The organism is Pseudoalteromonas sp. SG44-8, assembly GCF_014164125.1.
Taxonomy (GTDB): domain Bacteria; phylum Pseudomonadota; class Gammaproteobacteria; order Enterobacterales; family Alteromonadaceae; genus Pseudoalteromonas; species Pseudoalteromonas rhizosphaerae.
The window spans coordinates 155,355-179,431 of the sequence record NZ_JACJEQ010000006.1 but is presented as its reverse complement, the minus strand read 5'-3'; the positions used below and the strand labels follow the sequence as shown (position 1 = coordinate 179,431).

Annotated in this window: 21 protein-coding genes; 11 read left to right on the top strand and 10 right to left on the bottom strand. The window is 40.5% G+C overall.

Annotated features, from left to right (window positions below):
- Positions 1–22 precede the first annotated feature (22 nt).
- Genes trpA through H5163_RS07525 form a run of 6 tightly spaced genes read right to left on the bottom strand, consistent with a single transcriptional unit; the run spans position 23 to position 6,668 of the window.
- Positions 23–853, bottom strand: coding sequence for a tryptophan synthase subunit alpha (gene trpA, locus H5163_RS07550; RefSeq protein WP_182731444.1), 831 nt, complete (start codon positions 851–853; stop codon positions 23–25).
- Positions 850–2,034: a tryptophan synthase subunit beta gene (trpB, locus tag H5163_RS07545; protein WP_145233645.1), complete on the bottom strand. Its 1,185-nt coding sequence runs from the start codon at positions 2,032–2,034 to the stop codon at positions 850–852. Before trpB ends, trpA begins: the two co-directional genes overlap by 4 nt.
- A gap of 7 nt (positions 2,035–2,041) precedes the next feature.
- The gene (gene trpCF, locus H5163_RS07540) at positions 2,042–3,406 is read right to left on the bottom strand and encodes a bifunctional indole-3-glycerol-phosphate synthase TrpC/phosphoribosylanthranilate isomerase TrpF (protein ID WP_182734842.1); all 1,365 of its coding nucleotides are present in this window, start codon (positions 3,404–3,406) and stop codon (positions 2,042–2,044) included.
- On the bottom strand, positions 3,399–4,427 hold the full coding sequence (gene trpD / locus H5163_RS07535) for an anthranilate phosphoribosyltransferase (protein WP_149981183.1): 1,029 nt from the start codon (positions 4,425–4,427) through the stop codon (positions 3,399–3,401). The genes trpCF and trpD overlap by 8 nt, the downstream gene beginning before the upstream one ends.
- A 53-nt stretch (positions 4,428–4,480) precedes the next feature.
- Positions 4,481–5,098, bottom strand: a complete 618-nt coding sequence (locus H5163_RS07530; protein WP_182734840.1) for an aminodeoxychorismate/anthranilate synthase component II — start codon at positions 5,096–5,098, stop codon at positions 4,481–4,483.
- Position 5,099: 1 nt separating this feature from the next.
- Positions 5,100–6,668 (bottom strand): anthranilate synthase component 1, encoded by a 1,569-nt coding sequence (locus H5163_RS07525; protein ID WP_182734838.1) that lies wholly within the window; start codon positions 6,666–6,668, stop codon positions 5,100–5,102.
- 423 nt (positions 6,669–7,091) lie between these two features.
- Here H5163_RS07525 and H5163_RS07520 point away from each other — a divergent pair, with 423 nt between their 5' ends.
- The 5 genes from H5163_RS07520 to H5163_RS07500 all read left to right on the top strand — a co-directional run bounded on the left by H5163_RS07520 (position 7,092) and on the right by H5163_RS07500 (position 10,717).
- A complete protein-coding gene (locus H5163_RS07520; protein WP_145233653.1) occupies positions 7,092–7,949 on the top strand; it encodes an RNase RNM in 858 nt (285 codons plus the stop codon).
- The gene (locus tag H5163_RS07515; RefSeq protein ID WP_145233655.1) at positions 7,942–8,562 is read left to right on the top strand and encodes an L-threonylcarbamoyladenylate synthase; all 621 of its coding nucleotides are present in this window, start codon (positions 7,942–7,944) and stop codon (positions 8,560–8,562) included. Before H5163_RS07520 ends, H5163_RS07515 begins: the two co-directional genes overlap by 8 nt.
- Before the next feature lie 15 nt (positions 8,563–8,577).
- Positions 8,578–9,411, top strand: coding sequence for a ScpA family protein (locus tag H5163_RS07510; protein WP_182734836.1), 834 nt, complete (start codon positions 8,578–8,580; stop codon positions 9,409–9,411).
- A gap of 169 nt (positions 9,412–9,580) precedes the next feature.
- Positions 9,581–10,135 carry a cytochrome b gene (locus H5163_RS07505; protein WP_149981004.1) on the top strand — a complete coding sequence of 185 codons (555 nt, stop codon included), beginning with the start codon at positions 9,581–9,583 and terminating at the stop codon, positions 10,133–10,135.
- Between the two features lie 3 nt (positions 10,136–10,138).
- A complete protein-coding gene (locus H5163_RS07500) occupies positions 10,139–10,717 on the top strand; it encodes a YceI family protein (RefSeq protein WP_145233661.1) in 579 nt (192 codons plus the stop codon).
- 50 nt (positions 10,718–10,767) lie between these two features.
- On the opposite strand, the gene H5163_RS07495 is transcribed toward H5163_RS07500, so the two are convergent.
- Together H5163_RS07495 and H5163_RS07490 are read right to left on the bottom strand one after the other, a co-directional pair.
- Entirely contained in the window at positions 10,768–11,625 is an 858-nt protein-coding gene (locus H5163_RS07495; protein WP_145233663.1) for a TIGR02285 family protein, read from the bottom strand.
- A 126-nt stretch (positions 11,626–11,751) separates the two neighbouring features.
- A complete protein-coding gene (locus H5163_RS07490; RefSeq protein ID WP_182717921.1) occupies positions 11,752–11,895 on the bottom strand; it encodes a hypothetical protein in 144 nt (47 codons plus the stop codon).
- A 449-nt stretch (positions 11,896–12,344) separates the two neighbouring features.
- Here H5163_RS07490 and H5163_RS07485 point away from each other — a divergent pair, with 449 nt between their 5' ends.
- From H5163_RS07485 to H5163_RS07465, 5 genes are all read left to right on the top strand, one after another.
- Entirely contained in the window at positions 12,345–12,896 is a 552-nt protein-coding gene (locus H5163_RS07485; protein WP_182734834.1) for a dienelactone hydrolase family protein, read from the top strand.
- Positions 12,897–12,965: 69 nt separating this feature from the next.
- Positions 12,966–13,922 (top strand): acetoacetate decarboxylase family protein, encoded by a 957-nt coding sequence (locus H5163_RS07480; RefSeq protein ID WP_182734832.1) that lies wholly within the window; start codon positions 12,966–12,968, stop codon positions 13,920–13,922.
- A gap of 9 nt (positions 13,923–13,931) precedes the next feature.
- Positions 13,932–16,178 (top strand): NAD(P)-binding protein, encoded by a 2,247-nt coding sequence (locus tag H5163_RS07475; RefSeq protein ID WP_182734830.1) that lies wholly within the window; start codon positions 13,932–13,934, stop codon positions 16,176–16,178.
- Positions 16,179–16,284: 106 nt separating this feature from the next.
- Positions 16,285–18,555 (top strand): TonB-dependent receptor, encoded by a 2,271-nt coding sequence (locus H5163_RS07470; protein WP_145233672.1) that lies wholly within the window; start codon positions 16,285–16,287, stop codon positions 18,553–18,555.
- A 30-nt stretch (positions 18,556–18,585) separates the two neighbouring features.
- Entirely contained in the window at positions 18,586–21,288 is a 2,703-nt protein-coding gene (locus H5163_RS07465) for a 7TM diverse intracellular signaling domain-containing protein (protein WP_182734828.1), read from the top strand.
- Here the strand turns inward: H5163_RS07465 and H5163_RS07460 are convergent.
- Complete coding sequence (locus H5163_RS07460; protein ID WP_182734826.1) at positions 21,277–22,089, bottom strand: hypothetical protein; 813 nt, start codon at positions 22,087–22,089, stop codon at positions 21,277–21,279. The genes H5163_RS07465 and H5163_RS07460 overlap by 12 nt on opposite strands.
- A gap of 167 nt (positions 22,090–22,256) precedes the next feature.
- Here H5163_RS07460 and icd point away from each other — a divergent pair, with 167 nt between their 5' ends.
- Entirely contained in the window at positions 22,257–23,516 is a 1,260-nt protein-coding gene (gene icd / locus H5163_RS07455; RefSeq protein WP_182734824.1) for an NADP-dependent isocitrate dehydrogenase, read from the top strand.
- A 1-nt stretch (position 23,517) separates the two neighbouring features.
- Here the strand turns inward: icd and H5163_RS07450 are convergent, their stop codons facing one another.
- Complete coding sequence (locus H5163_RS07450; RefSeq protein ID WP_182734869.1) at positions 23,518–23,967, bottom strand: hypothetical protein; 450 nt, start codon at positions 23,965–23,967, stop codon at positions 23,518–23,520.
- Between the last annotated feature and the right edge of the window lie 110 nt (positions 23,968–24,077).

Sequence of the window (24,077 nt, the reverse complement as noted above, 5' to 3'; positions counted from 1 at the left end):
TTTCTATTTTCGAAGTATGAACTTACAGCGCAGTTGCAGCTTTCATGCTCGCTACGAACTCTTGTAAACCACTGAGCATAGCTTGAGGGGTATCGAGATTCGCTTCAATAATTTTCACTACCGCTGAGCCAGATATAGCACCCGCTGCACCGGCATTAAGTGCTGCTTTTACATCATCAGGGGTTGAAATCCCAAAACCTAATAACGCAGGGGCGCTGTGGTATTCTTTTAGTTTAGTGACAATTGATGTCGCCGGCATTTGTGCTTTAGTTTCTGTGCCTGTTACACCCGCACGGGATAGCAAATAAGTATAACCACGGCCATAAGAGGCACATTCGCGTAAAGTGTCATCAGGTGCGTTAGGCGTGGCTATAAAAATGGGGTCAATGCCATTACTCATTGCCGCTTTGCGAAACATTTTAGATTCATGAAGCGGCACATCTGCAACTAGAATTGAGTCAACGCCAACTGCTTTGGCATCTTGGTAAAAAGCCTCTAAACCGCGTTTAAACACTAAGTTCGAATACAACAATAAACCAATTGGGATATCAGCATTGTACTGGCGTACTTGCTTGATGATATCAAAGCAATCTTGGGTATTTATATTTACTTTAAGGGCGCGAATATTGGCAGCTTGAATAACTGGGCCATCTGCTATTGGGTCTGAAAATGGAATACCCAGCTCTAAGCCATCAGCGCCGCCATCAATTAAGCTTTTGATTATTTCAACGCTCAGCTCTTTATTTGGATCGCCAATTGTAACAAACGGCACAAATGCACCTTGATTTAGCTCGCTTAAACGGGCGAACATTTTACCGTAGCGGTCTGTTTTTTGAATTGCTGTCTGGCTCATAACTGATCCCCTTTAGAAAGTACATCCATAACGTGTGATAAGTCTTTGTCGCCGCGACCACTTAGATTCACTACTAAAATTGACTCTTCAGTTTGCTGCTCTGCATACTTCAGTGCGTAAGCTAGTGCATGACTTGATTCGAGCGCAGGAATAATCCCTTCGTTTTTAGCCAGTAATTGGAATGCTTCTAATGCTTCGGTATCTGTAATACCCACATATTGCGCACGGCCAGTTTCATGTAAAAACGCATGTTGTGGGCCAACAGCTGGGTAATCAAGACCCGCTGAGACAGAATATGATTCCTCAATCTGGCCATCATCATTTTGCATTATATAGGTATAAGTACCGTGCAAAATACCTTTGGTTCCTTTACAGATTGTTGCACCGTGCTCGTGAGTATCAAGCCCTTTGCCAGCGGGCTCTACGCCAATGAGTTTTACACTTGGCTCGTCAATAAAATCTGTAAACATACCAATGGCGTTAGAGCCACCGCCTACACAAGCAAGCACCGCATCAGGGAGGCGACCTTCAGCTTTTAATACTTGTTGTTTCGCTTCTTCACCAATCACTTTTTGGAACTCACGAACGATGGTAGGGAATGGGTGAGGACCTGCAGCAGTACCAAGTAAGTAATGCGCTTCTTTATAATTTGCTGACCAATCACGAAGCGCTTCGTTTACGGCATCTTTTAATGTGCCAGAGCCTGCAGTAACCGGGATCACTTCAGCGCCCATTAGTTTCATTCTAAATACGTTTGGTTGTTGGCGTGCCACGTCTTTAGCGCCCATATAAATACGGCATTTTAAACCAAGTAACGCACACGCAAGCGCCGTTGCAACGCCGTGTTGGCCTGCGCCTGTTTCAGCAATAACTTGTTTTTTACCCATGCGTTGAGTTAATAGTGCTTGGCCTAACACCTGATTCGTTTTGTGCGCGCCACCGTGCAGTAAGTCTTCACGCTTTAAGTATAATTTTACTTTTGGGTTTTTAATTAAGTTACGCGTTAATGTCAGCGGCGTAGGACGGCCAGCATATTCATTAAGTAACTTTTCCAGTTCAGCTTGAAAAGCCGGATCTGTTTGCGATTTATTAAATTCGTTTTCGAGTTGTTTAAGTGCTGGTACTAGCAATTCTGGGACAAACATGCCGCCAAATTCGCCGAAATAAGCTGGATTATTCATATTAACCTCAATATTTACGGATGCTGATAAATGCATCATTTAATTTGTTTGGGCATTTTTTACCGGCGCTTTGCTCAACCCCTGAATTTAGGTCGAGTCCATGCGCACCTTGATATAATGCACCTTGAATATTTTCTGGGTTTAAGCCACCAGCAAGCATAAATGGCTGCTTAGTCTCTTTGAGTATTGCCCAATCAAAGGTCTTACCGGTACCGCCGGCTTGCGTATCGCTGTGAGTATCGTATAAGTGGCGATCAACGCCATTGACAGGTGCTGGCAAGCTATCCTTCACAGCTTGTGCCTTCCAAATCTGGCAATTACTTGGTAGCAAAGGACGCAGTTCGTTTATATAGACTGCATCTTCTTGGCCATGTAATTGCACTGCTGCAAGCTTTAAGCTCTGAGCATGATTGACAACGTCTGCGATTGTTGCGTTTACAAATACGCCTACATAAGCAAGCGGGGCACTTTGCATAACTTGTTTTGCACAATCTAAATCAACAAAACGAGGGGATTTAGGTGCAAAAATTAGCCCCCCATAAACGGCACCACTTTCATAAGCGGCAATGGCATCTTGGCTACGGGTTAAGCCACAAACTTTGTTTTCACCTAAAATTACGCTTCGACAAGCGCGCTCTAAATCACGCTCAGCCATCAGTGAACTACCGATTAAAAAGCCATTACACAACGGGGCCAAGCGTTTTACATCTTGGTGTGTGTAAATACCTGATTCTGAAATAACCACTTTGTTATCAGGAATAAGCTTTCTTAGTGCCTCAGTGGTAGCTAAGTTTGTGCTCAAATCACGTAAATCACGGTTATTAATACCAATAATTTGCGCATTGAGTGCCAGAGCTCGATGTACTTCAGCTTCGTTACTCACTTCGGTGAGGATTGCCATGTTTAGGCTTTTTGCAACTTTTTCAAGCGATTGATATTGCGTATCATCGAGTACTGACAACATTAATAAAATAGCATCGCCGCCATAAATACGGGCCAAATAAATTTGGTATTCATCAATAAAGAAATCTTTACAGATCAATGGTTGCTCTACTTGACTGCGCACAAATTCGAGATAATCAAAACTACCCTGAAAATATTTTTCATCGGTTAACACACTGATGCAGCTAGCGTAGTTTTTATAAACACGGGTGATCTCGGCTAAATCAAACGGCTCTCGAATAAGGCCTTTTGACGGCGAGGCCTTTTTGCATTCCAAAATAAACTGAGTGCCAGGCGTTGCAAGGGCTTTATAAAAATCACGATTTGTGGGTATTGCTTGATGCTTAAAGCTCTCAAGAGGGCGCTTGGATTTGCGTTCAATGAGCTCTATTTTTTTATCTGCAACTATTTTGTCTAATACATTAGCCATTACTTACCTCGGAGTTTGCGTATTCTTTATTACTGCTTATGACAATGGCATTTAAGGTATTCAATGCACGGCCGCTTTGTAAAACCTCTTTAACTTGCATCGCGGCACTTTTAAAATCGTCGGCTTTATTGGTTAAATAAAGCAACGCAGCAACGTTAACAATAATGGCCGCATTGTGCGCGTCGGTGCCGTTACCAGCTAAAATAGCCATGCTAGCCTTGGCGTTATATTCTGGCCCTTCACCGGCAAGTTGTTCAAGTGAATAGTTTGCAAGACCAAAATCAGCAGGGGTAAGTGTGTACTGGCTGATTTTTCCGTTGTTAAGCTCTGCGACGGTCGTTTCACCGTGCAAGGCTATTTCATCGGTGCCCGAGCCATGAACGACCATTGCGCGCGGTGTACCTAACGTTTTTAAGGTGTGTGCCATCGCTAAGCATAAACTTTCATCATATACCCCCAATAATTGCACATCCGGTGCTGCTGGATTTGCCAATGGCCCTAAAATATTAAAAATAGTACGGGTTTTTAAGGTCGTTCGCACACCCATAGCATGGCGTACGCCGCTGTGATAATGCGGAGCAAACAAAAACGTAAAGCCGGTTTGCTCTAAACACTGCGCCGCGTGTGCTGGGTTCATGTCTATATTGATGCCCAATGCTTTGAGTAAATCAGCGGAGCCGGAGTTACTCGAAACACTGCGATTACCGTGTTTGACCATATTTATACCGCAAGCTGCAGCAACGATGGCGGCGGTGGTGCTAATATTAATAGTGTTTGAGCCATCGCCGCCAGTGCCACAACTATCGACAAGGTTTGTTAAGTGAGTAATAAAAGGTATCGCATTAGCACGCATCGATGCGGCTGCTCCTGCGATTTCGTCGCTTACTTCACCTTTTATTTTCAGTGCCACTAAGATGGCTGCCAGTTCGATGTCATTTACTTTGCCTTGCATAATGGCATCAAATAACTGTTGGCTTTGACTAAAGCTTAATGATGTTTGCGTTAATAACACATCAATCATTGAGCCAATGCTCGCCTCACTGGCTGATTGTTGGTTTACTGACATACTATCCTCTACTGCTGTGCACTGGCTAAAAATTGCATACTTTGTTGAAGTAGCGCGGCGCCATTGGGCGTCAAAATAGACTCAGGATGAAATTGATAGCCAAGGGCTTTATCGTCACGATGATAAATTGCCATCGGTATTGACTCATAGTGGGCTATCACTGCAACACTGTCGGGTACTTTCGTGGCCATCAGTGAATGATAACGTGCCACAGGCATACGTTCACCCATACCTGCAAATACTGGGTGCTCACCAAGCTCAATGATTGATGATTTACCATGTACGGTTTCTCCAGCATGGCCAATAATACCGCCATAACTTTGTGTTAGTGCTTGTTGGCCAAGGCAAATCCCCAACATTGGAAAACGGCCTTTGCATAGTTCAATCAATGCCATTAAGCAGCCCGCCGCAGTGGGGGTGCCTGGGCCCGGCGACAGTACTAAAATCACTGGTTTCGTTTCCGCACACATTTTGTCATAAATCACCTGCGCGTCTATGTTGTTACGATATACCACTAAATCGCTGCCTAACATAGAAAGTTCATCGACTAAGTTATAACTAAATGAATCAAAATTATCTAAAAAGTAGATTTTTAAGTCCGTTAAGTTGTTGATGTTTTGACTCATTTTAGTGTCCTTGGTACGTCGATTGAATGGCTGTAATAACCGCTTGTGCTTTAGCACGAGTCTCATTGGCTTCAGATTGAGGGTCTGAGTCAAACACAACTCCGGCACCGGCTTGTACATACGCGGTATTATTTTTAACAAAGGCCGAGCGAATAACAATGCAACTGTCCATGGCGCCGTCACCGGTTAAATAACCTACCGCACCACCGTAACTACCACGGCGCTTACCTTCAGTTTGCCTTACCAACTCTGCCGCGCTGACTTTAGGCGCACCAACTAAAGTGCCCATGTTCATACAGGCTTGGTAAGCGTGTAGGGCATCCAGCTGAGGTTTTAATGTGCCAACAACGCGTGACACTAAATGCATTACTTGCGAATAACGGTCGACCTTTAATAGCTCTTTTGCGTGGCGAGTTCCCGGGACACTGATACGAGCTACGTCATTTCGTGCTAAATCAACCAACATTAAATGCTCAGCACGCTCTTTTTGGTCGTTGCGCAGTTCCAGTTCAATACGACTGTCTAAATCTGGATTAATTTGGCCATTAGCAAACTTTCCTCGTGGGCGAGTTCCTGCAATTGGATATACTTCAACTTGTTGTGATGTAGCACAAAACTTTAAAGCTGACTCAGGAGAGGCACCAAATAACGCAAATTCACTGTCGCGCATATAAAACATGTACGGGCTTGGATTTTGTTTTTTTAGTTGGCTGTAGGCATGTAGTGGGTTGGCGCAAGCTAACGAGAAGGTACGCGATGGCACAACTTGAAAAATATCGCCATCGACAATGTGTTTTTTCAAACTATTGACCTGTTGGCAATAGAGCTCGTCACTAATATCAACACTGACGTCACTGCTGCCAGCACTTTGCTGCGCACTATAGCTATCGGCTTGGTCGCATAAGGTATTTAAACGTTCGAGCTTTTTACCCACTTCAAAACAGTTTGCATGCACATCAGGGCCATTAAAAACGTTACCAATCAGCTCAGTGGTTTTAGCTTGGTGATCAATTACCACTAAGGTTTCAGCTAAATAAAATACGTAATCAGGACAGCTATTTTCTCCATCTGGTACATCACTCAGTTGTTCAAAGTTGGCTACCATGTCGTAAGCAAACACACCGCCTAAAAATAACGAAAATGGATTGTTTGTGGTGCTGCTGATACTATTTATACAACAGCGCAAGGCACTAAAAGCATTATCGGCAATCAGCTTTGAGGCTTCATCAATATTATGATCGATACCTTGATATTCGATGCTGAGAGTTTGCTTGTTTAATTGAGTATGGCAGTTTTCTAATTTAGTTTGTAAATAAGGCAGTAATTGCTGACCATTATTAGATTGCGCCGTTACTGTGACTGTTTTACCTGTGCAGATTATTTTTAGTGCACAATCTACCAAAATTAAACTTTTGACACTGTCTTTAGAATCAATTTCTGCTGACTCTAAGAGTAATGAATTATCTTTATCAAGCAATCCATATAATGCCAATGGGCTATGTATATATTCTCGCACTTCGGTGATGCTAGTAACTTCACCTGGCGTTGTTGTTATATGACTAAAAATCAAACCTCATTCCCTCAAAAAAATAAAACCCCGCAAGCTAAGCTATGCGGGGTTTGAATAACGATACCTATGTTTCAGATAGACCATTACCGTCCCGCTATACCAGGCGCCACCACCAATGATGTGTAAAAGTTGCTACGTTATTCATGTTTGTTACCCTAAAATTTAAATATAAAAAAACCCGCAATAAGCGGGTTTAGAATGTGTTAGACACGACAATTCATCACCCGATAATTTACGAGTGCCACCACCAGATAGTGTTTTGGATTGAATTTATCATTGTTGTAATTCTATTTGTGTCTCAAGTGACTACAGTAAACCGTATCAACTGCGTTAGTGTCAAGTATTTATTTAAAACAATTTATTAAAAAATTTTGTTATACTTAATAACAACTTTCGCACATTTAATATGAGCAGTCTTCTCTTTTGATAAAATACGATTTACACAGTCATACCACACATTCTGACGGGCAATTAACTGTTGAGCAATTATTATTGCGTGCAGTTGAAAAAAATATAGATGTGTTTGCGATCACTGATCACGACACCACTGCTGCGGTTAAACCTGCACAAGCATATATAGAAAGCGAATCTCTACCATTAACCTTGATATCAGGGGTTGAAATTTCCACTAAGTGGGAAAGTTTTGAGATCCACATCGTGGCATTAAACGTAGATATTGACGAGTCAACATTGACCAGCTTATTGACTATCCAACAGCAAAAACGTGCTGATAGAGCTGTCGAGATCGGTCGTCGTTTAGAGAAAAATGGCTTTGATGGCATTTATCAACAAGCGCAAGAGCTTGCCGCAGATGCACAAATTACCCGTGCACATTATGCAAGAGCACTTATTGCTCGTGGCGTTGCAACTACAATTCCTGGGGTGTTTAAAAAATACCTTGGCCGCGCTAAAACGGGTTATGTACCAAGCGATTGGTGTGATATGCAAACCGCCATTGCCGCCATTCATGCCGCAGGTGGCGTTGCTGTGATTGCCCACCCTGGGCGTTATCAAATGTCAAATAAATGGCTGCGCAAATTATTGAGTCAGTTTAAAGATGCCGGTGGCGATGCAATGGAAGTTGCACAACCACAACAAGCACCGACTGAGCGACAGTTTTTAGGCGAATTGAGCCGTGAATACGATTTACTGTGTTCGCAAGGATCTGATTTTCATTTTCCTACTAGTTGGCTAGAATTAGGAAAAAACTTATATTTGCCAAAAGATTGCCAAGGCGTTTGGCAAACTTGGGAAGGGCAAACAGGAGAACTAAATGAGTGATTTTTTTCATATTCATCCAGATAATCCACAACCACGCTTAATTAATCAAGCGGTCGACATTATCAAACAAGGTGGAGTGGTGGTATACCCAACCGATTCAGGCTATGCAATAGGCTGTAATTTAGGTAACAAACAAGCAAAAGAGCGTATTGAGCGCATCCGTGGTATTGAAAAACACCATAACTTTACCTTAGTATGTCGTGATCTATCTGAGCTTTCTACTTATGCGCGAGTAGATAACCAACTATTTAGATTAATTAAAAACAATACACCCGGGCCTTATACGTTTATCTTTAAAGGCACTAAAGAAGTACCAAAACGTTTGTTAAACGACAAGAAAAAAACCATTGGTATTCGTGTAATAGAACATCCAATTACCTGCGCATTGCTAGCCGAGTTAGGTGAGCCATTGATGTCGTGTTCATTAATTTTACCCGGTGAGCAGTTTACTGAGTCTGATCCGGACGAGATACGTGATCGCATAGGTAATCAAGTTGATTTAATTATTCATGGCGGCTATTTAGCTGAGCAAGCAACCACAGTGATCGACCTGTCAGAAGATACAGTTGAGGTGCTGCGTGTAGGCTGTGGCGATACAGCTCCATTTGAATAACTACGCCAATAAACCATGAACGAACTACATACTGATGATGTAGCTCAAATACGAGAGCCGGGGCAACAAAAGTTGCCGCTGGCTTTTTTGCATGGCAAAGAAGTAATGAATACCCCGGAAGATTTGTATATTCCGCCAGACGCTCTAGAAGTAATTTTAGAAACCTTTGAAGGGCCACTTGATTTATTACTATATTTAATAAAAAAACATAAGTTAGATATTCTGGAATTGTCGATTTTTAGCATTACTGAACAATACGTCCGTTATGTTGAAATGATGACCGAGTTCCAATTGGAGCTTGCTGGTGAATATTTGGTGATGGCGGCATTACTTGCACAAATAAAATCACGACTATTACTGCCAAAACATGAAGAGCTTGAGGAAGAAGAAGATCCACGGGCTGAATTAATTCGTCGTTTACAAGAGTATGAACAATTTAAGCTAGCTGCGCAGAACCTTGATGATATTCCACGTGTTGGCCGCGATATTTTTATTGCCCATGCGTTAGTGCCTGAGCAGAACGAGCACGCTCAATTGTTACCTGATGTTGATTTAAAAGATTTACTATTTGCGCTCAGTGATGTGATGGCCCGAGCTAAAACTTTTGAGCATCATCAAATAACCGCAGAAGCTTTATCAACTCGCGAAAGAATGAGTTTAATTTTGCAAAAGTTATCGACAGCCGGCACGCAACTTCCTTTCACTGACTTATTCACTTTTGACGAAGGCCGCAGTGGTGTAGTGGTTAGCTTTATTGCTATGTTAGAGCTCATCAAAGAAAATCTTATCACTTGCTTGCAAGTCGATCCTACAACACAAATTTATATCGGTTTGGTTGAAAATAATTAAACAATTATTAGGGTGATGATGTTTATCATTGATTAACTTGCTAACTTGCTAACTTGCTAAATTTAATCTTAATTGTGCATATACGCACATAACTTGTTTGTTATTAGCTATTTTCTTCTATCTAGGTACGCGCTATTCTGATGTCATTCGATAATGGAATTAATAACACATGCTTAAAAATACAAAATCTTCGTACGGTGTGGTTGCCATTTTATTACATTGGTTAATGGCGGTAATGGTGATTGGCTTATTTGGCCTTGGCTTGTACATGGTTGAACTTACTTATTACGATAGTTGGTATAAAGGTTCTTTGGATTTACATAAAAGCGTAGGGATCACCTTAGTTGCTTTATTAATTTTTAGATTTGCTTGGCGTGCATTGGGCACGCAGCCTGAGCCAGTAGCGGGCAGCAGTAAAGCGTTAAATAATGTAGCGCATACAGTACATATATTTTTATATCTACTGCTTAGCGTCATTGTGATTTCAGGCTATTTGATTTCTACTGCGGATGGTCGTGCAATTGAGGTGTTTACCTTATTTAGTATTCCCGCAATTGATTTTTCAGTAGCTAATCAAGCAGATATTGCAGGTAAAGTTCACTACTATGTGGCATGTAGCCTCATAGGATTAGTGGTTTTACATGCTCTTGGGGCGTTAAAACATCACTTTATCGATAAAGATAAAACCTTAGTTAGAATGATAAAACCACAAAAGGATGATTAATAAATGAAAAAAATATTACTTTCAGCTGCAGTAGCAGCAACATTGTTTGGTGCTAATACTGCACACGCTGCAGATTATGTTATTGACACTCAAGGTGCCCATGCATTTGTAAATTTTAAAATTAAGCATCTAGGTTATAGCTGGTTACACGGTCGTTTTAATACTTTTGACGGCGGCTTTAGCTACGATGCAGCTAACCCAGATGCATCACAGATCATGGTTAATATTGATACTAAAAGTATCGATTCGAACCATGCTGAACGTGATAAGCATTTACGTGGTAAAGAGTTTTTAAATGTTGATAAGTTTCCAACAGCGACCTTCAAAAGTACGTCAATTAAGTTTGATGAAGAGGGTGATGAAGCTGATGTAACAGGTGAGTTTACCCTTCATGGTGTAACAAAAACGATTACCTTTGAAATCGATAAAATTGGTGAAGGTAAAGATCCATGGGGTGGTTACCGAGTTGGCTTTGAAGGTGAAACCAGTTTAAAGCTTGCTGATTTTGGTATTGATTACAACCTAGGTCCTGCATCTACACATGTTGATATTGGTTTATATATTGAAGGTGTGCGTAAGTAAAACCTAACCTGAATTCAGGTTAAATAAATATGCTAATATTGATAAACGCCTCACTCAGTTGGGGCGTTTTTGTTTGCTTGTAAACGTTGCTCTAGTAACGGTTTTAAATTATCTGGTAACCAACGTAATAACACTTCATGGTAGGCTGGTTGTTGTTTTATTTCTTTCAGTGCTGCATTAAGCACTTCAACTTGTGCGATACCTTGCTCGGTATTAGTACAGCCAATATAGCCATAACTCAGATCGGGAGCTTCAGTCAGAGGCAATTGCATTAACTGATCTTCAAACCCCATCGATTTTGCTAAATAGTAATGCTCGCTTGGGTAGCCCAATAAAATATCAATGCGCTTTTTCTTTAACATGTAAGTCAAACTGGCAAGGGTATCGCGACCAGGTCGAATAATTATGGATGCGTCGGCACTATTATTAATTACTGCATCAATAGCATTACCGTATGATCGGCTCATAGAAATCCCCAGTGCAAGTTGGTATTGATTGAGTAGGGTTTTCAATGATACAGGTGTACTTGTTTCAAGCTTGAGATGTTGCACAAGCTCTTGGTGAATAGCAATAGAAGGCGATAAGCCAACCGTCGAAGTCTGTTCACTAAAGCTGATGTGTTGTTTGCGGTGCGGGCTTTGGTATAGCGAGAGCATGCAGTAAGTATGATTTGGGTTAGACAGCTCCTGTATTGTGCGACTTGATGGAAAAATAGTACGGTTGAATGTATAGCTAGGAAGCTGTTGTTCTAATAAGGCGATAACACCTTCATCGCGGCCTGTTCCTGCGTATTGATCGTTAAAAATATAATAAGGGGCAAAGTCAGTGACTATCCAATCAATTGTTTTAGCATGCAAAGGAGTGCTAATTAACAATGATAAAAAAGCATAACGAAAGGCATAATGCATTAATTCAACCACAGATAAATTATTAATATACTAAGTGTAGCAGCTGTTGAATAGTTAGCTTAAAAAAAGCAAAACGCCAGCATTAGCTGGCGTCATTTAAATTGCGAGGAAGCAAATCAGTATCGATTAATTGGCTTTTAACCATTTAACAAATTGACGTGCGTCACTTGCTTTTGTAAATAAGGTATTTTTTAAACCTTGTGTATCAGAAAAAATAACACGTTGTTTATTTACTGAAATTGATTGCACTGGATGTGCGATTTGGATCATAGATCCGTTGTAACTATAAGACATAATAAAACTCACTTTTTTCTTGTTATCTTTAATGTGCGCTAATTTCTTTATTAGCTTTCAAAGCACAATTAGATAGACCGTGTTGTGTTTAGCTTCATTACAGTGTTGACGATCTTTATGACATTTATGCGACTATTTAAAAATATGCCGTAGTCTGAATTGGGGTTCTCGCCGTACAATAACTTAGCTCTATAATATACGTTTTGCGGGGATTACTGGATCAGGGTAAAGAGGTTAACCGCGAGGCTTTTTTAGGACCAAGAGGACAATTTACCCCAGTAATTTTATTTACGCAAGCATTATTTTAACTTTATTCTAGCCATTGTATTTTAACTGCTATATTTTAATTAGCTAATCTGAAAAAGGCGTTTAGCGGTATTTTAACTGTTGTGCGGTAATTTAACTGTAAATAATAAGATTTGGCTATGGAATACATTATCGTTAGTGATATTTTTGGTAAAACCGCTCATTTGAGTCACTTTGCACGGCAATTTAACGCTAAAAGCATAATTGTCGATCCGTACGATGGGCAATTGCAGCCAGTGATTGATGAGCAATTACAGTATGATTTATTTATCACTGAGTGTGGTCACGATAACTATTTCAACAAGCTTAATACCATTCTTAGTAGAGTAACTAAACCAACTACGGTAATCGGTTTTAGTGCTGGTGGAGCCGCTGCGTGGCGAAGCCAAGCAACTGTGAAAAATTCACAGATAAAAAGATTAGTGGCATTTTATCCAAATCAAGTTCGTCATTATTTAGATTTGTCTGCCAGCGTGGCCTGCGAGTTTATTTTTGCGAAGCAAGAAGTGCACTTTGATATTCTTCCTGTGCTCGCTTGTTTAGAGCAGCAAATCAAAGTGCAATGCCAGCGTGCAGACTACGGTCATGGGTTTATGAATCCCTTGTCAAAAGGCTTCGATAGCTTTGGTTATCAACAATATAGCCAATACTTGCTCACTGAAAATAATTAACTGAAATTACTACCTTGTAAAAAATCTTGGCTATACTTATTTTTTTATCCAATAAAATAATTATAAATCATGACCGTACAACTACCTCCTTATAGTCACTTTTTATCAAACCCTGTTGCAAAGCCACCATGTCGAATGACTAATGCAAATATGTATGGTTTTTTTGCAAAAATAGATCAGGATAAAGTTCAACAGTATATCGATACAACGCTTAATATTGTTGCAACGGATGAGTTATATTTTAAAGGCATAGGCGAATATGCATTATTAACCTTTACCGACATAGAAAAAATTGCCTCATTAACGCCGCCTTTTAGTGAGCACGGTTGGATGCAAGAGACTGATATTATTATTTGGTTACCAGTTGCAAAGGTTGAAAAGCAAGGCAATGATGAAGATATTACTCATCTTTATTGGTATCCGGCGTTTATTTGCGTAAATAATGTTTATGCATTAATAAACGGCAGAGAAACATGGGGTTACAATAAATATTTATGTGATTACCAGATGCCCAGTTCGGTAAGTGATATAACCGACTTTTCAGTTTCACTGGATTGTTTTAAGCATTTTTCGCCAACGTCAAAATTACAATCACAGCATTTATTTTCAGTCACCAAAAACGTCAAGACGCAAAGCGATGGCTTATTACCTGTATTAGAGGACTTTGGCGAGCATGTCGCCAATTTGTTTGATGGGGATCATCTTGGTATTGATTTTTCGCTATTAAAGCAGCTGTTACAGGGTTTTGTGAATCCACAGATGGATCAAATACTATTTAAGCAATTTCCTGACGGGCAAGGCGATAAGGCTGTTTTTCAAGCAGTTATGCACTCTCCTTCAGAAATAAAGAAAATCCATCAATTTAAGCTACTCAGTGGTGCTTATCAGCTACATTTACAGCAACTAGATAGTTTTCCTTTAGCGCAAATGTTTGGTTTACAGCTAGGAGCGCAAGCTGTGTATTTGCCGTTTTATATCAAGATGGATTTTGACCAACTTCAAGCTACACAAATACTCCCTAAGTAAGGATCCATTATGGAGCAAGAAAAAATAGTTATTATAGGCGGTGGTGTTGCCGCAATGACGGCTGCTTTATACCTGACTGAACAACCTAATTGGCAGCAAAAAAGACATATTACAGTGTACCAACAAGGTTGGCGTTTAGGAGGAAAAGGAGCCAGTGGCCGTAATGCTGTTATGGGGCAGCGCATAGAAGAGCATGGTTTACATGTCTGGTTTGGTGCCTATGTTAATAGTTTTAAAACCATTGAAACTGTATACGACAAGCTACAGCGTCCGCCAACGAGTGCACTGAGTACCTGGCAACAAGCACTTAAACCGCATAGTTTTATTGCCCTTGAGGAGCACATTGATGAACAGTGGCAAACGTGGCCTATAGACTTTCCTGTTTTACCTGGCAATCCTGCGAATGGGAGTTTAGATATTACCGTGTGGGACTTTGTAAAAATGACCCTTGCATGGCTAAAAAAATGGATACCACAATTTGAACTGGCCGCCAGAGTCCAAGCTAAGAGCACACAATTAACGACAAAAAAACCACGAGATAGATACCTACTACGCCATTTTCATCAACAAATTCAGACCTTGGTTTCTGATGGCAGTGATGCATGGCAAACCTTTACCAACGATATACAAAATCTCAATCAAGAAATCACTTCAACACCTAGCTTACTTGTCGATAAATTAAATAGCTTTGTGCAAAGTAACAACACACTGCAGCCACAAATTTCTGAGAAGAAAGATAGTTTAGTGATTTGGTATATTGTCAGAAAACTAAAACGCTGGATTAACCAAGAGTTAACCGAGTTACTGGATGACAATGCAGAGTTGAGGCGTATTTATATTTGTGCCGATTTAGCGATAGCGATGCTGGTTGGATTGATTAAAGATAAAGTTTATCGCGATGGTTTTGGGGTCATTAACAAGTATGATTTTCGTCAATGGTTATTAAAAAATGGTGCGAATAAACAATACAGTGTCGATTCTGCGCCCGTGCGTGGTTTTTATGATTTAGTGTTTGCCTACCCACAAGGTGATTTTAAAAAACCAAATGTAGAAGCTGGAGTTGCTGCACTTGCCATGCTTAGAATCGCATTGTGTTATCGCGGTGGGGTAATGTGGAAAATGCAGGCGGGAATGGGCGATGTTATTTTTGCGCCATTGTATGAACTATTAAAACAAAGAGGCGTTAACTTTGAATTCTTCCATCAACTACAGCAACTTACACCTGGGATTGATGAAAGTGGCCAAAACTGTGTTGCTTCTGTGTTATTACAACAGCAAGTGAGTTTAAATAACTCATCAGAGTATCAGCCATTAATTGATGTGAAAAACTTAGCTTGCTGGCCAAGTGAGCCTCTTTATCAGCAGATAAACCACGAGCAGGCCCTGTTACTAAAGCAGAATAATATTAATTTAGAATCATTTTGGAGTGATTGGCCCAGCTGTTACCAAGCACATTTTGGCGCACAACTACCAACTAAAACACTGCAGTTTAAAGATGATTTTGACCGGCTGATCCTTGGGGTCTCAGTTGCTTCATTAGAGCATGTTTGCCCACAATTATTAGCAATAGACGACAACTTTGCTGCTCAGGCTAAAAATGTTCTTTCGGTAGCTACACAAGCCAGTCAGATTTGGTTAAATAAAACAGATCAACAGTTAGGTTGGCAGTATATGCCGCCAAGTGAAGAAGGGCCTATTTTGAGTGGTTTTAGCGAACCGTTTGATACTTGGGCTGCAATGCAAAACTTAATTGATAAAGAGCAGTGGCCTGCAAGCAATAGTCCGCAGAATATTGCCTATTTTTGTAGTGCATTTCCTTGTCAAGAGTATCCACCACAGAGTGATCATGGTTTCCCTGCACGGGCAAAAGCACAAGTAAAAACTAACTTAACACAACTATTAACAACTAATATGCAGCCATTATGGCCGTTAGCTTATAACGATAATGACTTTGATTGGTCCATTTTATATACACAGCATGACGTGCCAGAATCAGCGCGCTTAGATCAACAGTACTGGCGAGTGAATGTTGATCCAAGTGAGCGTTATGTGCTGTCGGTTTCAGGTTCCAGTCAATATCGTTTAGCAACTGATGGCACGCAATTTAGTAATTTATTTATTACCGGCGATTGGATCAAAACAGGTGTTAATGCAGGTTGTGTTGAAGCTGCGGTTATGGCTGGAATGCAAACAGCACGAGCACTGTGTGGGTATCCGCAGCAGATCAGTGGTGAAAATGCCTTTGAAGCGCAGTAAAACTAGCTAATTAATGGATAACTTGGCGACTTTAATCAATAAATTAGTCTATAATCGTAAATAATTACAATATCTTTACATTGTCGGTATTAAGGTTCACCATCTAATGAAAAGCCAACGTTATCCTTTTTCAAATCATATATTGCTGCTGTGCTCGTCGAGCCTCGTTTTTGCTGTGGCTGCACAGGCAAAAAATGACGATTCGAGTGGCTCTAGCCAAAGCCTCGAAGTCATTGAGGTGTTCGCCCAAAAACGCGCGCAGGCAATTGAAGATGTTAGTATTGCCATTAGTCAGGTCAAAGGTGATAGCCTTAAAAATCAACATTATAAAGATTCAACAGAGTTATCGGTATTCGCGCCTAATTTAAAAATCAGCCAAAATGCGGCTGAAGGTACGCCACCGGCGGTAAATATCCGGGGGGTTGGTTTAGTTGACTACAATACGGCGAACACCTCGCCTGTGGCTATTTATGTAGACGACATTGCCGTAGGATCTGCAAGTAATCAGATCGTTAACTTCTTTGATATTGAGCAAGTGGATATTTTGCGTGGTCCGCAGGGGACTTTATTTGGCCGCAATTCAACTGGCGGAGCAATTTTAATTCGCACTAAACGCCCTGAATTTAACGAGTCGGGGTATTTAACAGCGGGTATAGCAAATAATAACGCGTTTAGTATTGATGCTATGTATAACAATCAATTAAGTGATAACAGCGCGTTTCGTGTCGCTTTAAATCATCAAGACTATGACTATTCAACCACCAATACTTTTGCACAATCACCTACCGCTGGAATGCAACAAACCAATGCACGGCTATCACTATTAAGTGAGTTTGATACTGTACAGGTATTGTTACAAGCGCACCTCGAAGATTGGCAGGGTATTGTGCAGCCTGTCGGTAATATCGGTGTAGTGGCGGATCCATTAACAGGTCAGTTATGTAGTCCTAGCGAAGCTGGTTCGACAAATTGCTATGATAACTTTGGCTTCAATGATGCCAGTGATGACTTTTACACGGTTAAAGTTAATAACGATTCTCCGCATAAAACGGATGGTAAAGGGTTTAGTGCACATATTAATTGGCAATTAAATGAGTTTAACGAAATTATTTCGATTAGTAGTTATAACCAATTAGAGCGCGATCATGCATTTAATTGTGATGGCTCACCAGCGCGATTATGCGAAGGAAATCTAGGTTTAGATACTCACTTATTTAGCCAAGAGTTACGCTTGCAAACGCAATGGAACAAACATACTTTAACCAGTGGTTTATATTACGCAGATGAATCAATCAAACAAGATAATATTAACGATATTTTAAGAGATTATCGCGGTATATTAGCCACCGACTTAACCGCAACCTTCTTCTATGATAACCAAATTGACACGCAAAATATTGCCGCTTTCAGCCAGTTAGACTATCAACTTAATTCAGATTGGTTGCTAAGTGTTGGACTACGTTATTCCTATGAGTCACTTGATTATGACTCAGTGGCACAATTAAATATGGTAGTTGATCCGAGTGATTTAGCAGGGGTTTTAGTGCCATTTTATCATGTGCAAGGCGAGCAATCTGATAATGGTTTTTCTGGCCAGTTTGCTGTGAACTACCTTATTAACGATACAACCCATGGCTATTACCGTTTTGCAAATGGGATTAAAAGTGGTGGTTATAATGGCGGGTTTTTATCTTCCCCAGAGCAAGCCGAATTAGCTGACTATGGCAAAGAGCGTCTCAATGCGCATGAAATTGGTACTAAATCATGGTGGCCTGAGCAAGGTGTGCGGTTTAATTGGGCTGCTTTTTATTATGATTATAATGATCAGCAAGTGTTTATGAACCAACCATCAGACTCACCACAAAAGCCACCCGTGCAATTATTAGAGAACGTTGGTGATTCAGTGATCTATGGCCTTGAAGCTGAACTCGATTATCAAGCGACTAAAGCACTTTCAATGCGTTTTGCGATGGGTTACATTCCCCATGCGGAATTTGAAGAATTTGTTGATCCTTTGGGTAACAGTTTGACTCATAATCGGCTGCCATTTACATCAAAGTGGAATGTTAGTGCAGGCGTAGAATATCGTTTAGAGCTTGCTGGTAATCCCTTAACAACACAATTACTAGTGGATTATCAATCAGACTATTATTTTGATCAAAACCAAAATCCGTATGCTATGCAAGATGGTTACAGTTTAGTCAATGGTAATATTCGTTATCAATTAGATAACCTAGGTTTTGTACTGTGGGGGAAAAATTTATTTGCCAGTGAGTACAGTAATTTGAAGTTTGATTTGAGCTCTTTCCTTGGCATGTTGGAAGATTTTAAAGGGGAAGGTCGCCGCTATGGTTTGGATATCAGTTATCAGTTCTAATCTTTTTGTCATTAAACTGAGGCGTATTGTATGCTGTTAAAAGCAATACAAGGTTTTTGCTATGTAGTCTTTTTAGGCTTGCTAACAATATATGTCTGCGAAGTGCGAGCAACACAGTCAGCGGGTGTGTTTGTTTATACAGAGCAACAACAAGATATAAATTTGTTTCAAGTTGGTACCTTATTAGCGGCAAGTTATGAAGGGTTTCCTGATAACAGCACTCAGATTGCGACGTGGCTTGACAATAAAAAACCACAAACAAGTACCACATATTATGGCGGAAGTTATTGGTTAGTTGTCGAACTTGAAAATCAGACTCAGCTAGCTGAATTAGTGTTGTTCCCTTACAACACCTTAGTATCGCGTATTGAAACACGTGTATATGATATGGCCGATCCCACATCTGAGGCCGCGCGTTACATAACAGGGGGGATTGAAAAAAACGAATTTGCTTTTCATTACGGCAATAAAATAGCACTTACACCAGGCAAGCGTTACTTTTTGATCACCAAGTATGAAAGTGACTACTTTTACACTCCTCCTAAACTGGTATTAAAACCCTATGCAGACTTCTTTACCCAGATCACCATCGAAAATATGGTGATGATGTTGTGCTTTGGGGTAGGCATTGCGCTGGGTTTGTATAACTTATTAATATATTTTGGCGCACGGGATGTAACTCACCTTTATTACGCCTTATTTACAGCATGCTGGGTATTTGCCTGGAGCCAGTTTTTCCATATTCCAGATCAACTATTTGGTTTTTATAATGCCCATTTTCATTGGCTAGGGTTTGTTTTAATACCATTAACTAACATTTTATTTTTCAATAATTTGCTTAAGCTAAAAGACAGTTTTCCACAATTAGCCAAAGCATCAATTATATTAGCTGTGGTGGCAACCGCAGGTTTGCCTTTCGCTGCTATGTGGCCAGGTTTTGGGTTTATTTGGGCAACCATAGTAACGGGGTGCACCTTATGCTTAGGCATGTACATAGGGGTTCGCAGTTGGATGAGTGGTTTTAAACCCGCGCGATACTTTGTCTTTGCTTACCTAGCGATGGCAATTCCTAATATGGTGGGAAATTTAACTAATTTAGGTGTACTGACGCCGATTGCAATCGATCTGTACTTATTAGGTTTGATTGGCACCGCCTTAGATGCGATGTTACTCGCGTTTGCAGTGGCAAATAAATTTAGTATCTTACATGATGAGAATGTTGAGCTTACTAAAAACCTCGAGCAAAAAGTGCAATTGCGTACGCAGGAGTTACAACAATTGGCGTCAGAACTCACTGATGCCAGTGAAGCTAAGAGCCGTTTTTTAGCAAATATGAGTCATGAAATACGTACGCCAATGACCTCTATTATAGGCTACGCAGATGGTATTATTTTAGGCGATATTAAGCCTCACGAACGAAATCATGGTATTCGGGTTATTTTACAAAACAGCCGCCATGTTTTAGGACTCATAAACGACATACTTGATATGTCAAAAATAGAGGCCAATCGCCTTGAAATTGATTTAGTCGAGACTGACTTATTTGCAACCATTGCGCATATAGAATCGCTATTAGGCAAACAAATTCGTGATAAAGGTCTTAAATTTAAAGTTGATTACCAATTCCCACTGCCTGATTGGATTATTTCTGATCCAACCCGATTACGACAAATATTGTTAAACTTAACAGCTAATGCATTAAAATTTACCACGGTAGGGCATATTCAATTAGTGGTGAGTTGCACTAAAGAGCAGCTTGTCATTAAAGTTAAAGACACCGGCATCGGGATGACAGAGGCTGAGCAACAAGACTTGTTCACGCCGTTTTATCAGGCTGACTCATCGATCTCACGTAAATATGGCGGTACAGGACTCGGTTTAAATATTTCAAAAAGTTTAGCCGAAAAGTTAGATGGTAATATCACCGTTCATTCCCATGTTGGCAGTGGCAGTGAGTTTAGCCTCAATATCGCGCTATATATGCCTGAACGAGTACGTTGGATCAATAGTTTTGATGAGATCTCTATAAGCAAAGAAAAAGAGCTGCCAAGTCAAGATCAGCGAAATCTCGTGGGTGAAGTGCTGGTAGCGGAAGATCATCCTGAAAACCGTGAATTGATCAAACGTATTTTAGAGCGAATGGGGTTAACGGTTACTGCGGTAGAAAATGGCAAAGATGCAGTGCAAGCGACCCTAGATCATCAATTTGATTTGATTTTATTAGATATTCAAATGCCAGTAATGGATGGCGAACAAGCGATTCATATTATGCAGGCAACAGGATTAACGACCCCCATTGTTGCCCTTACAGCAAATACTATGAAGCATGAAGTTGATCGCTATCTAAAACAAGGGTTTATTGATCATATAGGCAAACCAATTGACCGCAGTGAATTTAGTCATAAAATTGCTAGTTATTTAGATATCGAAATGCTTGAAGATGTAAAATTGCCAGAGCATGAATTTGAGGTGCTTAAACAGGTGTACATAAAAGGGCTTAAAAAGCAGCGAGAAACAATAACCAAGCAATATACAGATGGCGATATGACAGGGTTTGCACAAAGTGTTCATATGCTAAAAGGAACTGCTGGAATGTTTGAGTGCGAAACATTGTACCAACATGCAATCAAGTTAGACAAAGCCCTTAAAGCCGATAGCGTGATGTTAGATAGCCATTTAGTTTATCAAGTGTTTGATGAAATTGATGATATTTTATGTCACTCACCTCAGTAAAATAAGCTGCTCACGGGTAATGTCCGGAAAATCAGTACGCTGTGTATAACGGGCATATAAGGTTGAAAAAATGGCGCTGCGTGAAAGCTGATCAAATGTTGTGATCAGTTTTTTTGCTGTTGTTTTTGAGCTATAACAACACTCGTTATAGCGTTTTATTAATTGTGTCAAGCTTTGTCCTTGTTGCTGTAAAGCCAGCTCTGCTTCAATAAAAAATGCGCTACCACTCCAATAAACTCTTTGTTGTGCACCTTGTTGCCACATATCGTCGGCAAGTTCACTTAATGGCTGTTGCTTTGTTCGCGTTTGCTGACGTCCGCGTTCAAGCCCTGCAGATAGTCGATGTATAAATTGCTTCCTAGTGATCACTTTACTATCACGCATTATTATATTTTGCATATAGGTTGCAAATCCTTCACTTAACCAGAAGCCCGAATAGGGTAGTAACGGTAAGTAAAGGTGTGCCATTTCATGGTAGAGGGTCCAGTCATCACGTAATTGTGTAAAACTGGCAAAGCGATCAAAATGTAACTCTATGCCATCTGGATCACCACGGCGCACACTTCCCCAAGGCACGGGTTCAAATGCAATATACCGAGGGTGTAAATAAATGGGTAAATTAGAGTATGGCAGTGGGCCTAAAGTTGCCTGAGTTTGCTCAAGACTAAAATTCAGCCATTGCAGTATTATCTGCTGCTTGCTTTTTGACAGCTCGGTTAATCCTTGAGGATCAAGCTGGGCTGCGAAAACAGATGTACTCGCTAAACAAGTAACGAATAAAATTCGATTAAACAGTTTCATATCTGGTACTTAATGGTTTTTAATTGCTCACAGAAGACCGAGTAAAGCATAAAATCCGTTCACTATTTTATTGTTGAATGATAAGTATAGATGCTAAAACCACGACACTCACTGCCAACCATGGTTTAATGTTTATATGATATTTTATAATAAAAATATGGCAGGTTATGGGTTATCAACACATTGAAATCCCACCTCAGGGTGAACAAATTAGCATTGATAATAAAGGCGTGTGGCATATTCCGGCGCAGCCGATCATTGCTTACATTGATGGTGATGGAGTAGGGCAGGATATCTCCCCTTGTATGCGCGACATTGTGAACCATGCTGTGCAGTTATGTTATCAAGGAGTGCGAAAAATTCACTGGATGGAAGTCTTTAACGGTGAAAAAGCTGCGCAGCTATATGATGGGGATTGGTTTCCGCAAGAGACGATTCATGCGGTTCGGCAATTTAAAATAGCGATTAAAGGGCCTTTAACCACGCCGATTGGCGGAGGTTTTCGTTCACTCAATGTTGCTCTTCGTCATGAAATGGATTTGTTTGTAAATATGCGGCCGATTAAAGGCTATTGCGCATTACCGTCACCGTTAAAAAAACCTGAAAATACCAATATTGTTGTGATCCGCGATAGCTCTGAAGATGTGTACTCTGGAATTGAATGGCAAGCTGGCAGTGTCGAAGCCGAAAAAATGCTGGATTTTTTATGCCAAGAAATGGGCGTAACCCGTCTGCGCTTTGATCAACAATGTGGTATTGGCATTAAAAATATTTCTAAAGAAGGGTCAGAGCGGCTAGTGCGCTATGCAATAGCGTATGCGCTTGAACAAAATAGTGACTCGGTAACGGTAGTGCATAAAGGCAATGTACTTAAATTTACTGATGGTGCGTTTAAGCGTTGGGGGTTTGCCGTGGCGCAAACTGAGTTCTCAGCAATACCACACAGTAATGGCCGTTGGCTAGAAATACCGCGTGAGGGCTTGGCACCGTTAGTTATTAAAGAAGTGATTGCAGATAACATGCTCCAGCAAGCGTTAATGAATCCTGAGCAATTTGATGTAGTGGTAACAACCAACCAAAATGGCGATTATCTAGCAGATATGTTGACTGCACAAGTGGGTGGTATTGGTATTATGCCCGCAGCAAATTTAAATAATGAAGTGGCTTTTTTTGAACCAACTCATGGTACGTTTGAGCGTATTGCTGGACAAAATAGTGCAAATCCTACCAGTAGTATTTTAAGTGCGGTGATGATGCTACGGTTTATGAATTGGCACGAAGCGGCCAACAGTATAGAGCTGGCTTTGCAACAGACATTTATAGCCGGTGAAGTGACCTTTGATTTACAGGCAGAGCAGCAAAACTCGACCATCCTCAGTTGCAGTGATTTTACACAAAGGATAATCGAGCGTTTAAAAGTTTCATGAACTACGCTGCATTGGCGTTGTAGAGCTTTGCACGATACATGCAAGGGCGATTAGTCAGTGTTGCAGCACGTTGATAAATTGCTTTTGCATTGTGTTCATCGCTTGGTGTACCGCTTAATGTATCCATTAAAGCAACAACAATAATAGCTGGCACCTGACAGCAATATTCATCTAATACCGCAGTTGTTGTTTGTGCATCAACATGACAATGCGGGTGATTATGCTCAACTTGATACGCATGCAATAACGTTTGTACATCTAAACTGTCATTGTCAAAATGTTTGTTTTTACGACATTGACAGCCAAATTCATCAACCAGAGTCGCCAATGCTTGGTAAACATCATTACACTCAAGGGTGGTTTGCTTACAAAGTTTTTGTTCGATGAACGCATGTAAATGGCCGTCGATAAATAATCCGTCTTGTTGGGTGAAGCTTGCTGTAGTTTGCATCATAATGTTGTCTCTCAGTGTTAGTGGTTAACTCATTTGGTATGACTTCACTGTAGCCCTAAGCACACTATTTATGAAATTGTTGTTTTCAATAACTGATATTGATTTAA

Bases quoted from the DNA above. Each gene is read 5' to 3' on its own strand.
- trpD (WP_149981183.1), bottom strand. From the start codon at position 4,427: ATGATTGATGTGTTATTAACGCAAACATCATTAAGCTTTAGTCAAAGC.
- H5163_RS07515 (WP_145233655.1), top strand. From the start codon at position 7,942: ATGAGTGATTTTTTTCATATTCATCCAGATAATCCACAACCACGCTTA.
- H5163_RS07495 (WP_145233663.1), bottom strand. From the start codon at position 11,625: ATGCATTATGCCTTTCGTTATGCTTTTTTATCATTGTTAATTAGCACT.
- H5163_RS07485 (WP_182734834.1), top strand. From the start codon at position 12,345: ATGGAATACATTATCGTTAGTGATATTTTTGGTAAAACCGCTCATTTG.
- H5163_RS07505 (WP_149981004.1), top strand. From the start codon at position 9,581: ATGCTTAAAAATACAAAATCTTCGTACGGTGTGGTTGCCATTTTATTA.
- H5163_RS07465 (WP_182734828.1), top strand. From the start codon at position 18,586: ATGCTGTTAAAAGCAATACAAGGTTTTTGCTATGTAGTCTTTTTAGGC.
- H5163_RS07490 (WP_182717921.1), bottom strand. From the start codon at position 11,895: ATGATCCAAATCGCACATCCAGTGCAATCAATTTCAGTAAATAAACAA.
- H5163_RS07480 (WP_182734832.1), top strand. From the start codon at position 12,966: ATGACCGTACAACTACCTCCTTATAGTCACTTTTTATCAAACCCTGTT.
- icd (WP_182734824.1), top strand. From the start codon at position 22,257: ATGGGTTATCAACACATTGAAATCCCACCTCAGGGTGAACAAATTAGC.
- H5163_RS07500 (WP_145233661.1), top strand. From the start codon at position 10,139: ATGAAAAAAATATTACTTTCAGCTGCAGTAGCAGCAACATTGTTTGGT.
- trpA (WP_182731444.1), bottom strand. From the start codon at position 853: ATGAGCCAGACAGCAATTCAAAAAACAGACCGCTACGGTAAAATGTTC.
- H5163_RS07510 (WP_182734836.1), top strand. From the start codon at position 8,578: ATGAACGAACTACATACTGATGATGTAGCTCAAATACGAGAGCCGGGG.
- H5163_RS07450 (WP_182734869.1), bottom strand. From the start codon at position 23,967: ATGCAAACTACAGCAAGCTTCACCCAACAAGACGGATTATTTATCGAC.
- H5163_RS07460 (WP_182734826.1), bottom strand. From the start codon at position 22,089: ATGAAACTGTTTAATCGAATTTTATTCGTTACTTGTTTAGCGAGTACA.
- H5163_RS07530 (WP_182734840.1), bottom strand. From the start codon at position 5,098: ATGAGTCAAAACATCAACAACTTAACGGACTTAAAAATCTACTTTTTA.
- H5163_RS07475 (WP_182734830.1), top strand. From the start codon at position 13,932: ATGGAGCAAGAAAAAATAGTTATTATAGGCGGTGGTGTTGCCGCAATG.
- trpCF (WP_182734842.1), bottom strand. From the start codon at position 3,406: ATGGCTAATGTATTAGACAAAATAGTTGCAGATAAAAAAATAGAGCTC.
- trpB (WP_145233645.1), bottom strand. From the start codon at position 2,034: ATGAATAATCCAGCTTATTTCGGCGAATTTGGCGGCATGTTTGTCCCA.
- H5163_RS07470 (WP_145233672.1), top strand. From the start codon at position 16,285: ATGAAAAGCCAACGTTATCCTTTTTCAAATCATATATTGCTGCTGTGC.